13 protein-coding genes are annotated in these 13,330 nt (G+C 60.0%); 6 read left to right on the top strand and 7 right to left on the bottom strand.

Annotated features, from left to right (window positions below; translation table 11 throughout):
* The gene (gene lpxO / locus ACI512_RS16905; RefSeq protein WP_046034230.1) at positions 1 to 900 is read right to left on the bottom strand and encodes a lipid A hydroxylase LpxO; all 900 of its coding nucleotides are present in this window, start codon (positions 898 to 900) and stop codon (positions 1 to 3) included.
* A gap of 249 nt (positions 901 to 1,149) precedes the next feature.
* On the bottom strand, positions 1,150 to 2,466 hold the full coding sequence (locus tag ACI512_RS16900; RefSeq protein ID WP_236381770.1) for a Wzz/FepE/Etk N-terminal domain-containing protein: 1,317 nt from the start codon (positions 2,464 to 2,466) through the stop codon (positions 1,150 to 1,152).
* Positions 2,467 to 2,827: 361 nt separating this feature from the next.
* On the opposite strand from ACI512_RS16900, the gene ACI512_RS16895 reads away from it, so the two are divergent.
* A complete protein-coding gene (locus tag ACI512_RS16895) occupies positions 2,828 to 3,214 on the top strand; it encodes a TIGR03067 domain-containing protein (protein WP_236381772.1) in 387 nt (128 codons plus the stop codon).
* 147 nt (positions 3,215 to 3,361) lie between these two features.
* Here ACI512_RS16895 and ACI512_RS16890 read toward each other — a convergent pair whose 3' ends face one another.
* Positions 3,362 to 4,174, bottom strand: coding sequence for a bifunctional 2-polyprenyl-6-hydroxyphenol methylase/3-demethylubiquinol 3-O-methyltransferase UbiG (locus ACI512_RS16890; protein WP_236381774.1), 813 nt, complete (start codon positions 4,172 to 4,174; stop codon positions 3,362 to 3,364).
* Positions 4,175 to 4,329: 155 nt separating this feature from the next.
* On the opposite strand from ACI512_RS16890, the gene ACI512_RS16885 reads away from it, so the two are divergent.
* From ACI512_RS16885 to ACI512_RS16875, 3 genes are all read left to right on the top strand, one after another.
* Positions 4,330 to 5,568 carry an MFS transporter gene (locus ACI512_RS16885; protein ID WP_012724087.1) on the top strand — a complete coding sequence of 413 codons (1,239 nt, stop codon included), beginning with the start codon at positions 4,330 to 4,332 and terminating at the stop codon, positions 5,566 to 5,568.
* 142 nt (positions 5,569 to 5,710) lie between these two features.
* On the top strand, positions 5,711 to 7,297 hold the full coding sequence (locus ACI512_RS16880) for an ABC-F family ATPase (RefSeq protein ID WP_080567188.1): 1,587 nt from the start codon (positions 5,711 to 5,713) through the stop codon (positions 7,295 to 7,297).
* A gap of 296 nt (positions 7,298 to 7,593) precedes the next feature.
* Positions 7,594 to 8,769, top strand: a complete 1,176-nt coding sequence (locus tag ACI512_RS16875) for an MFS transporter (protein ID WP_236381776.1) — start codon at positions 7,594 to 7,596, stop codon at positions 8,767 to 8,769.
* Here ACI512_RS16875 and ACI512_RS16870 read toward each other — a convergent pair.
* Positions 8,763 to 9,800 carry a dienelactone hydrolase gene (locus ACI512_RS16870; RefSeq protein ID WP_236381778.1) on the bottom strand — a complete coding sequence of 346 codons (1,038 nt, stop codon included), beginning with the start codon at positions 9,798 to 9,800 and terminating at the stop codon, positions 8,763 to 8,765. The two genes, ACI512_RS16875 and ACI512_RS16870, sit on opposite strands and share 7 nt — an antisense overlap.
* Positions 9,801 to 10,007: 207 nt before the next feature.
* Entirely contained in the window at positions 10,008 to 10,619 is a 612-nt protein-coding gene (locus ACI512_RS16865; protein WP_012723996.1) for an FMN-dependent NADH-azoreductase, read from the bottom strand.
* A 125-nt stretch (positions 10,620 to 10,744) separates the two neighbouring features.
* Between ACI512_RS16865 and ACI512_RS16860 the strand changes: the two genes are divergently transcribed.
* Entirely contained in the window at positions 10,745 to 11,653 is a 909-nt protein-coding gene (locus ACI512_RS16860; RefSeq protein WP_231809317.1) for a LysR substrate-binding domain-containing protein, read from the top strand.
* Positions 11,650 to 12,006, top strand: coding sequence for an MmcQ/YjbR family DNA-binding protein (locus ACI512_RS16855; RefSeq protein WP_236381780.1), 357 nt, complete (start codon positions 11,650 to 11,652; stop codon positions 12,004 to 12,006). The genes ACI512_RS16860 and ACI512_RS16855 overlap by 4 nt, the downstream gene beginning before the upstream one ends.
* Here the strand turns inward: ACI512_RS16855 and ACI512_RS16850 are convergent.
* The gene (locus tag ACI512_RS16850; protein WP_012723993.1) at positions 11,995 to 12,378 is read right to left on the bottom strand and encodes a DUF1294 domain-containing protein; all 384 of its coding nucleotides are present in this window, start codon (positions 12,376 to 12,378) and stop codon (positions 11,995 to 11,997) included. The two genes, ACI512_RS16855 and ACI512_RS16850, sit on opposite strands and share 12 nt — an antisense overlap.
* On the bottom strand, positions 12,375 to 13,205 hold the full coding sequence (locus ACI512_RS16845; RefSeq protein WP_012723992.1) for an undecaprenyl-diphosphate phosphatase: 831 nt from the start codon (positions 13,203 to 13,205) through the stop codon (positions 12,375 to 12,377). The genes ACI512_RS16850 and ACI512_RS16845 overlap by 4 nt, the downstream gene beginning before the upstream one ends.
* Between the last annotated feature and the right edge of the window lie 125 nt (positions 13,206 to 13,330).

Below are 13,330 nucleotides of genomic sequence, written 5' to 3'. Positions count from 1 at the left end.
TCAGATCAGCAGGAAGATCGCTGCCAAACCAGCGAAGATCGCCCACTTTTCCAGGTAATAACGGGTACGGTTGCGCTTTTTCAGCTCTTTGCCACGCAGACGGATCTTGTACAGCCGCGTGAACGCGCGGTTGAGCCCACCGGTCTTGTCACCGTCATCATTGGGCGAACCCGCAGCGGCCATGACGGTACGGCTGAACCAACGATTGAAAGCCGCCGCCCAGCGGTACTTCATCGGACGCTCAATGTCGCAGAACAGGATGATGCGGTTCTGCTGTGTGGTGTTTTCCGCGTAGTGGATATAAGTCTCGTCGAACATCACCGGCTCGCCATCACGCCAGGAGTAGCTTTCGCCATCCACGTTGATGTAGCAACCTGGGTCATTCGGCGTATCCAGGCCCAGGTGATAGCGATACGAGCCGGCATACGGATCACGGTGGCGTACCAATTTTGAGCCCGGCGGCAGCTCGGCAAACATCGCGGCCTTTATCGAGCCGATGCTCTGGACCAACGCCGTGGTGCGCGGGCACAGCTTCATCGCCGACGGGTGACTGTCGCCATACCATTTCAGGTAAAAGCGTTTCCAACCCGACTTGAAGAACGAATTGAAGCCGACGTCGTTGTATTGGTCCGAACGCTTGATTTCCCCGGCGCGCATCAGGTTCTGGCCTTCCTGGCGGATTTCTTCCCAGTGTTCCTGGAGCGGGCTCAGGTCGGGAAAATCGCTGGGCGACAGGTAGGGCCGGCTGGGCAGCTTGGAGAAGAGATAGAGAAAACAGTTGATCGGGGCGAGAAAGGTCGAATGATCACTGAGCTGGCGGCCCAGCTTGTGTCGCACCCGGCCACGCAGGTGGACATACGCAATCGAGGCAACGTAAAGAACAACAATGATGAGCTTCAAGGGATTTCGTCACACGTCAGAAGAGAACAGGCTGCTCCTGCGTGCCCACGACGGCCGAGGATGGATAGCAGCACCTGAAATCACAATTCACACAATCGGCACCACCGTCTGAGAGATCGGTGCGTTGCCATTGGCAGTTATTTAGCCACAGTTTGTAACCAAAAGTTAACTAAGAATTGTGAAAAGCTGTCTTCTGAATGTGTTGAGCGGGCTTGCTCAGGGGCACGCCCGCGGTGCGGTTAATCCATCTTACCGAGGGGGTAAACGACGCTCATCGATCACCGAAAATGGCCCGTTCTCCCGGCGCACTTGTGCGAAATGCCGAATCAACGCCACCAAAACACCGAGCATCAGCCCTGCCATCAGGCTCAATGCAATAATCAGGGCTTTTTTCGGTTTGATCGGCCCCAGCGGTTCCTGCGCCTGGCGGTCCACCGTCACCAACTTCAGCGCGCTCATATCGATACTGAGGCCGCGCAGCCGGGCCTCCTCCGCCCACAGTGGCTCCACACCTTGCAGGAATATGTCCTCATCCTTACGGCTGTTGAGCACCTCCACTTCGCGATTGACATCAAGCATGCGCAACTCCTTGCTGATTTCGGCAACCCGATTGTTGGTGAAGTCATCATTGGAACGTTGCGCCAACGCTGTGCGCTCGGCCTCCAGCGCCTCGGTGCCCATGAAGTACAGCGGGATTTTCTGGTTGGTGACTTCGGTGCGCATCACCTGGCCGGCCCCACGAACCGCGCTGGCTCCCATGGCGGAAGGCGTGGTGGGGCTGTTGATGCCGATGGACTTGGCGATGGAAATAGCCTCGGCCAATTCTGCCAGGCGGCTGACGCGTTGCATTCTCATCTGCAAGCGCAGCGCGGAGAGTTCATCCTTCAATTGAGCGCGCTTGACCTTATCCGCCTCCAGCAACCTGGCGATTTTTGACGCTTTGCCCGTTTCGTAGTTGGCGCGTGCAGCGTCGATCTTGCCTTTGAGCTCGTTCAGGCGGTTGTTCACGATCACCTTGAGGTCCGCGCCCACTTGCTCGCGTTGCTGCGTGATCGCATAGGCTACTAACCCGTTTAGAATCGCCACCCCATCAATCCCATTGGGGTACTGCATTTCCAAGCGGAGGTAATTGTTGAGTGCGTCGGGTTTCTTGGGATCTGCGCCCACCAAGTTGATAGCGTTCTGATTGAACGCTTCGAAGCTCTGTTCCAGGCTTCGCCCAGGTTGTTGAAAGGCCTCGAACAAAGGCAGGTTGGCCCTGAAGAAGCCCAGCCGCGTTTCGTAGGAATCCAGCTGTGCACCGACTTTGGCCAGCGCATCGGCCGGCGGTAACTTGTAGACTTCGGAGCGGTTGAGTGCATCCAGCTCATTGATTGCCGCAGGCCGCAACACACTGCTGACTTGGTAAACCCTCGGCGCAAGGAACGCGTAACCTACTCCCAGAAGGCCCGCCAGAATCGTGCAACCGATGATCAGTTTTTTTTGCTTCCAGATCGCGTGAAACAGTTCAAACAGATCAATTTCATCCGTAGGCAAGTATTGATGCAGCTGGGGAGTGTTGTTCAAATGTCTTACACCCTGGTGAGTTGAAATTCAGCGTCCGACAACAGACCTGATCAACAACTGAATAAACAGGGGGCAACGTCCGGCCACACGACACGCATGGCCCTCTGCGGTAACGGAGCCACCCAATTCACTGAAACGTCAGCCTAAGCAGCAAGCGGTTTCATTTCAGTGACACGGGTGTCATTAGTGACCGACACCCAGAGCATTGACGCTCCGTTACAAGACGTTACCCGGAGGGCAGGCAAAGTACGCCAATTGCCTGTGTTCATAACGAAAAATTGCATAAGAAAATAAAAAACAGGACCCTTCCTACGCTTGACTACGCATCAGGCCTTCACCCCCTCAGCAAAAAGGAATTTGTATGTCATCCATTTCCGACTCAGACCTTCAAGCCCTCCAAGGTGCCTGGGAGCAAACCTCACTCGAAGACAGCGGCGTGCTTAATCCCGTCGACGCGCACAGCGCCCCCGGCGCAATCACCACGATTAGCGGCGACCGCTTCGAAGTGAAAACCGTCAGTGGCGAGGTATTGCTGGCTGGCCGGTTTTTCCTGGACAGCAGCACCGTTCCCAAGGGCATTACCTGGGTCGACTCCATAGGGGATGACGCCGGCAAACACTTGCCTGCCAGTTATCGCCTCGAAGGGGATGAGTTTGTGTTCATTGCAGCCGATGAAAGTATGCCCAGACCAATCGTATTCAGTACTGGCCCAGGTCAAACCATGCGCACGTTCGTGCGGCGCTCCTGAACGACGCCTTACGAACCTGTGACAGTATTTTCACAGGGCCTTCACTTTCGGGTCTATAGGGTGAAGCCTACCTACTCCAGTGAATCTCTAGTGAATCCCTTAGCCCGCGTCCTTTCGTGGGCTTTTTTTTGCCTGTGGAATGACGCCTCAATCGGCACGCTTGATGGCCGTCAAGGTAAAGCACATCGGCAATTGCGCAGGCTGGTCTTCGTACTGGTCGTAAAGCTCTTCGCGGTTGGAATGGGCATATTCCTCCAGGTGGCTGATCTGCAAGCCCGCGCAGATCGCGGCGTTTACCAAGTCGCCCAAGGTATGCACATACCAATAAGAGGTGGGCCCGGCAATCTCGCCCTGGCCTTCATAAACAATTGACTCCTGCAGCACAAAGGGCTCGCGCTGGAAGTAGGAGCTGGCCGGCAGGAATGGGTTTTGCGCGCGAGGATCGAACACCTCCAGGAACGGATGGGTTTCGTACATCACCAGCGTGCCGCCGGGTTTCAGGGTGCTGGCAACGTGGTGCATGAACAGCGCCACGTCCGGCATCCAGCCCAGCACACCGATGGTCACCAAGGCGATATCGAAACGCTCGTGCAACACGTGCGGCAGCTGATGGATATCACTTTCCACGAACTCAGGGTTATGCGGCGAGACACTCGCCAGCTCACGGGCCTGCTGCAGAAACGCGGGCGATTGGTCCACTCCCACCACCGAGCGCGCGCCAAGGCTGAACAACGAGAGGCTCTCGCGACCATTGTTACAACACAGTTGCACCACGTCTTTACCGGCCACGCCTACGTCTTGCAGCACGCGGGTGATGGTAGGGTCCAGGCATGAAAAATCAGGCTTGCCGACACCGCTGAGCAGCGCATTCCAAGTGTCGGTGGTTTTGTGCAGGCTGGCAGATTGGTCCCAGGCGTCCTTGTTGCAGGCGACCGCCTGTTGAGGTGAGGGCATGTCCATTGCGTCTCCAGATAATCCATTGAATGGGGCTCTGAAAATAAGCCAAGTGCCTGCGGATTAAAACCCCGAGAAACGGGCGAAACTTAACGCCACGCCTGTAGGTCATTTACGCTGTGAGTGTTCAACCCCTGAACGCCGCCTCAGAAGTTCTCGCCGTGGCCAAACATTCCGACCTGCGTAATACCCTGTCCCTGGACAGCCTGAACTTCTTCCTGGCGGATGTGCGCGACGGACTCGGTCCCTACCTCGCCATCTACTTGCTGGCCGTGCACAAATGGGACCCGGCCAGTATCGGCGTGGTCATGACCCTGGCGGGTATCGCCGCGCTGCTCACCCAGGGGCCGGCAGGTGCGTTGATCGACCGTACCCGCAGTAAGCGCGCGGTCATTGCGCTGGCCGCCATCGTGGTCACCGCCAGTTGCCTGCTGCTGCCCTTTGTCAGCTCTTTCAGCCTGGTCGCCCTTACCCAGGCTGCCAGCGCCGTTGCCGCGTCCGTGTTTGCCCCAGCGATCAGCGCGATCTCCCTGGGCATCACCGGCCCCCGCGCGTTCACCCGCCGCACAGGGCGCAATGAAACCTTCAACCACGCCGGCAATGCCGTGGCCGCGTTGTTGGCCGGCGGCCTGGCCTACCTGTTCGGGCCGGTGGTGGTGTTCTACCTGATGGCCTTTATGGCGGTGGCCAGTATCGTCGCGATCAGTTGCGTGTCGGCCGAGGCGATCGACCACGACGTCGCCCGAGGCTTCGACCCGGCGCATCACACCGATCATGAGCAACCGTCCGGCATGAAGGTATTGCTGGCGAACCGCCCGCTGTTGTTGTTCGCCATCTGCTGCGCGTTGTTCCACCTGGCCAATGCGGCGATGCTGCCGTTGGTCAGCCAAAAGCTGGCGCAGATCAACCTGCACATGGCCACCCCGCTGACGTCGGCGTGCATCGTCGCCGCGCAACTCGTGATGGTGCCGATGGCCTGGCTGGTTGGGTTGAAGGCCGACATCTGGGGACGCAAGCCGTTGCTGATGGCCGGCTTCATGATCCTGCCGTTGCGCGGCGTGCTCTACACCCTGTCCAGCGACCCTTACTGGCTGGTGGCCGTGCAAATGCTCGACGGCATCGGCGCAGGCATCTTCGGCGCGTTGTTCCCGGTGATCGTCAAGGACCTGACCCAAGGCACCGGCCGCTTCAACGTTAGCCTGGGCGCCCTCTCCACCGTCTTTGGCCTGGGCGCGGCGCTGAGCAGCAGCCTGGCAGGTTTTGTGGTGCAAGAGGCCGGCTACAACGCGGCATTCCTGACCCTGGCCGGCGTGGCGGCGCTGGCCTTGGCGCTGTTATGGCTGGCGATGCCGGAGACGTTGGAGAAACCTTCCTTCGCTCGACATACAACTGTCGCCTGACATATGCGACAATGCGCGCCAAATTCCAACACACATCCCAAATTTTCTGCTCAGCGACCGGGTTTCGCGCCTTGATGTCGCTGTTGACGCATGCCTGAAGGCTCCTGCCGTCACGCTCGCAACCCATTGATAGGTAAAGTAATTGATCTCCACAGCTAACATCACCATGCAGTTCGGCGCCAAGCCGCTCTTTGAGAACGTCTCGGTCAAGTTCGGCGCCGGCAACCGTTATGGTTTGATCGGTGCCAACGGTTGCGGCAAGTCGACCTTCATGAAAATCCTCGGCGGCGACCTGGATCCGTCCGGCGGCCAGGTCATGCTGGAGCCGAATGTACGCCTGGGTAAACTGCGCCAGGACCAGTTCGCCTACGAAGAATTCACCGTGCTCGACACCGTGATCATGGGCCACGAAGAGCTGTGGAAGGTCAAGGCCGAGCGCGACCGTATCTACTCGCTGCCGGAAATGAGCGAAGACGACGGCATGGCCGTGGCCGAGCTGGAAACCGAGTTCGCCGAAATGGACGGCTACACCGCCGAATCGCGGGCCGGTGAGTTGCTGCTGGGCCTGGGTATTCCCCTGGAACAGCACTTTGGCCCGATGAGCGAAGTGTCCCCAGGCTGGAAGCTGCGTGTGCTGCTGGCCCAGGCATTGTTCTCCGATCCTGAAGTGCTGTTGCTCGACGAACCGACCAACCACTTGGACATCAACACCATCCGCTGGCTGGAAAACATCCTGACCCAGCGCTCCAGCCTGATGATCATCATCTCTCACGACCGTCACTTCCTGAACAGCGTGTGCACCCACATGGCTGACCTGGACTACGGCGAGCTGCGCCTGTTCCCGGGCAACTACGACGAGTACATGACCGTGGCGACCCAGTCCCGCGAGCAATTGCTGTCGGACAACGCCAAGAAGAAGGCGCAGATCTCCGAACTGCAATCCTTCGTCAGCCGCTTCTCGGCCAACGCCTCGAAAGCCAAGCAGGCCACCTCCCGCGCCAAGGCGATCGACAAGATCCAACTGGCCGAGGTCAAGCCTTCGAGCCGCGTGAGCCCGTTCATCCGTTTCGAACAGACCAAAAAGCTGCACCGCCAGGCGGTCATCGTCGAGCGCATGGCCAAAGGCTTCGATGGCAAGCCGCTGTTCAAGGACTTCAGCTTCCAGGTTGAAGCGGGCGAGCGCGTGGCGATCATCGGCCCGAACGGCATTGGCAAGACCACCCTGCTGCGCACCCTGGTCAACGAACTGACGCCGGACGCCGGTAGCATCAAGTGGACCGAAGCCGCTGAACTGGGCTACTACGCACAGGACCACGCCCACGACTTCGAAGACGACATGAGCCTGTTCGACTGGATGGGCCAGTGGACCCAAGGCGAGCAAGTGATCCGTGGCACCCTGGGCCGCATGCTGTTCTCCAACGACGAGATCCTCAAGTCGGTCAAGGTGATCTCCGGTGGTGAGCAAGGTCGCATGCTGTTCGGCAAGCTGATCCTGCAAAAGCCGAACGTGCTGATCATGGACGAACCGACCAACCACTTGGACATGGAATCCATCGAAGCACTGAACCTGGCGCTGGAAAACTACCCAGGCACGCTGATCTTCGTCAGCCACGACCGCGAGTTCGTATCGTCCCTGGCCACCCGCATCATCGAGTTGAGCGCCGATGGCGTGATCGACTTCAGCGGCACCTACGATGACTACCTGCGCAGCCAAGGCGTGGTGTTCTAAAACACCCCTTGTAGTGAGCGTGCTTGTTGTGGTGAATGGGCTTGCTGTGGTGAGCGGGCTTGCCCCGCGCTGGGCTGCGAAGCGGCCCTAAAAAAGAACACCGCGCTCTGTCAGACAGAACGCGGTGTTTTTTATTGGGGCCGCTTCGCAGCCCAGCGCGGGGCAAGCCCGCTCACCACAACAAGCCCGCTCACCACAACAACACACCTGTTCATCAGGCAAAGTAGTTAGCCTGCTTTCTTTTCCCCCTGGCCCTTGCCATCATGCCCTCACCGCCCGCCCGCGAATGAGTGCCCATGCCTGCCGCCGCTCCCAGTTCAATGTCGATCACCCTGAAGATCGTCTCCATCGTCTTCTACACCTTTATCGCCTTTATCTGCATCGGCCTGCCGATTGCGGTGATCCCAGGCTATGTGCACGAACAACTGGGCTTCAGCGCCGTGGTGGCCGGTGTCACGATCGGCTCGCAATACCTGGCCACCCTGCTCAGCCGCCCCATGGCCGGGCGCATGTCCGACACCGTCGGCACCAAACGTGCGATCGTGTTGGGGTTGGCGGGGATCCTCGTGAGTGGCGTGCTGACGTTTTTCGCGACGCTGGTGGACAGCCTGCCGTCATTGAGCCTGGGCATTCTGATCGTCGCGCGGCTGTTGCTGGGCGTAGCCCAAGGGCTGATCGGCGTGGGCACCATCAGTTGGTGCATGGGCGCCGTCGGTGCCGAACACACGGCGCGCTCGATTTCGTGGAACGGCATTGCCTCCTACGGTGCCATCGCCATCGGTGCGCCGCTGGGCGTGGTGATGGTGGCCGAGTATGGCTACAACAGCCTCGGCATTGCGCTGTCGGTGTTGTCCGCATTGGGCCTGGTGCTGATCCGCAACAAACCCTCGGTGCCGGTAGTGCGCGGTGAGCGACTGCCGTTCTGGGCAGTATTCGGGCGTATCGCACCGTTTGGCGCCAGCCTGTGCCTGGCATCTATCGGCTACGGCACCCTCACCACCTTTATTACCCTGTATTACCTCAATCGCGGCTGGGCCGGCGCAGCGTACTGCCTGACCGTGTTCGGCGTGTGCTTTATCCTGTCGCGTCTGGTGTTTATCTCGGCCATCAGCCGCTTTGGTGGCTTCCGTGCCGCGATTGCCTGCATGACCATCGAGACCTTGGGCCTGACGCTGCTCTGGCTCGCACCGTCCACCGGGGTGGCATTGATGGGGGCCGGGCTGACCGGCTTTGGCTTGTCACTGGTGTACCCGGCACTGGGTGTGGAAGCCATCAAGCAGGTGCCCAACAGCAGCCGTGGCGCGGGACTGAGTGCGTATGCGGTGTTCTTTGATTTGGCCCTGGCGATTGCCGGGCCATTGATGGGCGCCGTGGCGCTGAACCTCGGCTATGGCTGGATCTTCTTCTGCGCGGCGCTGCTGTCGGTGATCGCACTGGGCCTGACGCTACTGCTCAAGCGCCGCGCTTACTGATCAGCCGTCTGCAAACCGGCGCGGGTGGATTGGCCGAGGGTGTGGCTGAAAAAACGCCCCGCCTCGGAAATCAGGTCGCGGTGAATGCCCTCGCGGTCGACGCCATCGGCATCGGTGCAAATCGCCGGCATTGCGGCCAACTGATCGCTGTCGCACGGCGCCATGAACACGAAGTGCCCGGCCCCGGCCAGCAGTTTGAAGTCCGGCGGTTCCGGCAGTTTGCGCGCCAGGGCCGCCGCGTTCTTGTCCACGGCCACCAGCTTGTCGCCGTCGCCGCTGTAGAGCAGCACCGGCACATGCACATCCGCCAGGGTGTGGCGACCAAACATCAGGCTCAGCGGTGCCATCAGCATCAAGGCATGAATACGCGGGTCGGACTGCGGTTGCAGGTCGTCACGGTCCACCACCAGTTCGCCCTTGGTGGTGCAGGCGTCGCGGTCTTCCGGGCGCTCCTGGCAATAACGGCGCAACCGGTCGAACTCCGGCTTGGCACCGGCCAGGATCAACGCGGTCTCGCCCCCGGCGGAGTAACCGATAACCCCCACTTGGTCGATGTTGACGAACGGCGAAAGCATCGGGTCGCCCAAGGTCGCGGTGATCGCTTCGGAAATCTGAATCGGCCGGCCATACAGGTTACTCACCGTGCCCAGGCGGCTGTGGTCCTTGTAGTTGTCGCCGGGGTGCAACACCGCCACCACCACGAAGCCTTTGCGCGCCAATGAGGTGGCCAGATCATGCAGGGCCAGGGGCGTGCCAGTGTTGCCGTGGGACAACATCAACATCGGGAAACGGCCGATGGCAATCTTGGAGTCTTCGGTGGCAGCGACGTGGTACGCACCCAATTGTGTGGTGTGCTCAAGCCCGGTGGACGGGTAAAAGGCCACGGCCTTCATCGGCTGCAGGTCCAGCGGATCAAGAAACGTCATGCGATGGAAACCCACACTCCAATGCGGGTGCGGTGCCGGCGCAGCGTGCACTGAAATCAGGCCGCCGAGCAGGGAAAGAACCATAACAGCACAAAGACGCATCATGGGGATGTCCACCTTTGCTGCGTGAGAACCGACATATCGAAGAAACGTCCAGGTTGTTAAACCCATGCTTGCACAACCTGGGCCAAAGTAATGACAGCGGGTAAACGAAAAAACTCCGTACTCCGGTCGTTTTCAGGCGAGCAGAATACAGAGTTTAGGCGCCCGGCTTCAGATTGAAACCGAGGAAGGGCGAAATTTACACAAGCCTTACGCGGCGGCGAACAATTGTTCGTTGATCAGTACGTTGGCGTCGCTCAGGGCTTTGCTGCGCACTTCGTCACCGTAGGCCAGGCCTTCGGCACGCACGATCTCGATATCGGTGATGCCCAGGAAGCCAAACAGCAGTTTCAGGTAGCCTTCATGGGCGGCACCCGTGGCTTGCCCGGCATGCATGCCACCGGACGTGGACACGATGATGACTTTCTTGTTGCCGCACAGGCCTTCCGGACCGGCTTCGCTGTAGCGGAACGTCTGCCCGGCGACGGCGATGCGGTCGATCCAGGCTTTCAACTGGGTTGGAATAGTGAAGTTGTACATCGGCGCACCCACCACCACCGCATCGGCGGCGAGGAACTCGGCCAGCGACGATGCGCTCAGCTCGGCCTCATGCTTTTGCGCGGCATCACGCAGCTCGGCAGCGGTACCCAGGGCGCCCAAGGTCGCGCCGGAGAAGTGGTTGATGCCTTCGCTGGCCAAGTCACGGTAGGTCACTTCCACACCCGGCTCCGCAGCTTGCCAGGCCTTGACCACGCCGGCGCTGAGCTGACGGGACGCCGAGTTGTCGCCGAGGATGCTGGAATCGATATGCAACAGTTTCATGGTGGATCTCCGAGGTGGGATCGACAGGGGCGATCAGATGGTGGTGATCCTACGCATCAAACGAATAGTCGATAAGTCAGCTAAAATGCGATAGTTTGTCCCACTGACAGGACAATAGGCTGACCATGCAAGACCTCAACGACCTCTACTATTTCGCCAAAGTCGTGGAAGCCGGCGGCTTCGCGGCGGCCGGGCGCCTGCTGGGGATTCCCAAGTCCCGATTGTCGCGACGCATCGCCGAGCTGGAAGAACGCCTCGGCGCGCGCCTGCTGCAACGCACCACCCGCCAATTGACGCTTACCGCCGTCGGCGAGCGTTACCTGCGGCATTGCCAGGCGATGCTACTGGAAGCGGAAATGGCCGATGAGGCCGTCGCCAGCATGTCCAGCGAGCCCCGTGGGCGGCTGCGGGTGAGCTGCCCGGTGGGCATGGCCCAGCACATCCTGCCGGAACTGGTCGCGGGTTTTCTCGCAGCCCACCCTCAGGTGCAATTGGAGATGACCTTGGTCAACCGCCGCGTCGACCTGGTGGCCGAGGGTATCGATGTGGCCCTGCGTGTGCGCGAGCTCGGTGATGAAGACCCCTTGCTGGTCACCAAGCGCCTGCGTCAGGCGCAGACCGTGCTGGTGGCCAGCCCCGCGTTGATGCTCGGTCGTCAGGTGGCCAGCCTTGAGGACCTCAAGCAATTGCCGATCCTCGGGGCGCTGGAGGCGGATCGCTTGGTGCATCAGCGCATTATCGACCCGCAGGGCCATGCCCACGACCTGGCGATGGAGGCCCGGCTGGGTATCGACGACTTTATCGTGCGCAAAGCCAGCGCCATCATGGGCCTGGGCTTCACCATACTGCCGATGATGTACTGTGAAGCCGAACTGGCCAGCGGCCAGTTGGTACAACTGCTGCCGGAGTGGTCGTTGCCGGGCGGCTGGCTGCAAGCGGTGTACCCGCATCGCCGTGGCGTGTTGCCAGCCATTCGCGCCTGGATCGATTACCTGGAAGAAGGTTTCAAAGGCTGTGGAGACCGCCTGCTATGAAGATGACCGAAGCCCAAGTCGCGACCTTCTGCCTGAGCCTGCCCGGCGCGCGGGAGGACTACAAATGGGGCGGCGTGCGGGTATTCTCGATTGCCGGCAACAAGATGTTCGCCCTGCAAAACCTGCGCGGTGACTCGCTGGCGTTCAAGGTCGACAAGGAATTGTTCCTCGGCCACGTGGACCGCCCGGGCATCCACCCGGCGCCGTACCTGGCACGTGCGCAGTGGATCATCATGAACACGCCCTACCCGCTAAGCGCCGAGGAGCTGCGTGGCTTGTTGCAGCGCTCCCACCAGTTGGTGGTGAGCAAACTGCCCAAGCGCACGCAGATCGGGTTGTTGCTAGAGGATTGAAACCAGGGTACCGCCGAGGAACATCTGGTCCAGCCAAAACACCTGGTGCAGCAACACGATCACCCAGAACAGCACCTGGTAGGACACCTTGCGCGTCTTGTGCCGGAACACCTGCTGCGCAATCAACGCGCCCGGCCAACCGCCTGCCAGCTCGACGGCGTGCAGGATATTTTCCGGCGTGCGCCAGCTGTCGGTGCGCGCCTTGCGCTTGTCGCTCCAGTACAGGAAGAACGCGATCACGCTGACCACGCCATAGGCCACCAGCGGGATCAGCGTCTCGCCACGCTGCCACACCAATACCGAACCCAACAACGGCGCCGCGCACAGCAGCACAAAGATCGCCGCCTTTAGGCGTGGGTGCTGGATCATCATGCCTTGGCCGCGGTCCAGTCGATCCAGCCAAACTGCCAGGTCGCCAGGATCAGCAAACCGAACGCAATGCGGTACCAGGCAAACGCGGCATAGCTGTGACTGGCAATGAACTTGAGCAGGCCCTTGACCGCGATCATCGCGAAGATAAACGAGGTCACGAAGCCGATGACGAACACCGGCAGGTCCGCCGGCTGGAACAGGTCACGGTACTTGTAGCCCGAATACACTGCCGCGCCGACCATGGTTGGCATGGCCAGGAAGAACGAAAACTCGGTGGCGGTCTTGCGTGACAGCCCGAACAACAGGCCGCCGATAATGGTCGAGCCCGAACGCGAGGTGCCAGGGATCATCGCCAGGCACTGCGCCAGGCCGACTTTGAGCGCGTCTTTCCAGGTGATGTCATCGACGGTCTCGGCATGCACTTCATGTTCACGACGCTCGGCCCACAACATGACGATGCCGCCCAGCACCAGGGCCGTGGCCACGGTGATCGGGTTGAACAGGTAGTGGTGAATCACGTCAGCGAAAATTACCCCCAACACCACCGCCGGCATAAAGGCGATCAGCAGGTTGACGGTAAACCGCTGGGCCTTGCGCTGGGTCGGCAGGCCGCTGACCACTTCGAAAATCTTGCCCCGGAACTCCCACACCACGGCCAGGATGGCGCCCAGTTGAATGATGATGTTGAACGCGTTGAAACGGTCGCCGGTAAAGTCGAGCAAGTCGGCGACGATGATCTGGTGGCCGGTGCTGGAAATCGGCAGGAACTCGGTAAGCCCCTCCACAACGCCAAGAATCACTGCCTGAATGGCGGTCCAAAAATCCATACTTCCCCCAAAGGTCTTGCTCTACGGCAAGCCTTGTTAATCTTTTTAATGGTTCACTGACGACAAGACACAGCGCTGAGTTTCAACCCCGCGCTGCAAAAATCCTGTGAAAAATCAGACAGTAC

The organism is Pseudomonas petroselini (genome assembly GCF_045037875.1).
In the GTDB taxonomy this organism is placed as follows: Bacteria; Pseudomonadota; Gammaproteobacteria; order Pseudomonadales; family Pseudomonadaceae; genus Aquipseudomonas; species Aquipseudomonas petroselini.
This window is presented reverse-complemented; position numbering and strand designations above follow the sequence as displayed.

What these genes read in the sequence shown, in the direction of transcription:
- ACI512_RS16845 (WP_012723992.1), bottom strand. Translation starts at nt 13,205, where the DNA reads ATGGATTTTTGGACCGCCATTCAGGCAGTGATTCTTGGCGTTGTGGAG.
- ACI512_RS16870 (WP_236381778.1), bottom strand. Translation starts at nt 9,800, where the DNA reads ATGATGCGTCTTTGTGCTGTTATGGTTCTTTCCCTGCTCGGCGGCCTG.
- ACI512_RS16855 (WP_236381780.1), top strand. Translation starts at nt 11,650, where the DNA reads ATGAAGATGACCGAAGCCCAAGTCGCGACCTTCTGCCTGAGCCTGCCC.
- ACI512_RS16860 (WP_231809317.1), top strand. Translation starts at nt 10,745, where the DNA reads ATGCAAGACCTCAACGACCTCTACTATTTCGCCAAAGTCGTGGAAGCC.
- ACI512_RS16850 (WP_012723993.1), bottom strand. Translation starts at nt 12,378, where the DNA reads ATGATGATCCAGCACCCACGCCTAAAGGCGGCGATCTTTGTGCTGCTG.
- ACI512_RS16865 (WP_012723996.1), bottom strand. Translation starts at nt 10,619, where the DNA reads ATGAAACTGTTGCATATCGATTCCAGCATCCTCGGCGACAACTCGGCG.
- ACI512_RS16895 (WP_236381772.1), top strand. Translation starts at nt 2,828, where the DNA reads ATGTCATCCATTTCCGACTCAGACCTTCAAGCCCTCCAAGGTGCCTGG.
- ACI512_RS16875 (WP_236381776.1), top strand. Translation starts at nt 7,594, where the DNA reads ATGCCTGCCGCCGCTCCCAGTTCAATGTCGATCACCCTGAAGATCGTC.
- ACI512_RS16890 (WP_236381774.1), bottom strand. Translation starts at nt 4,174, where the DNA reads ATGGACATGCCCTCACCTCAACAGGCGGTCGCCTGCAACAAGGACGCC.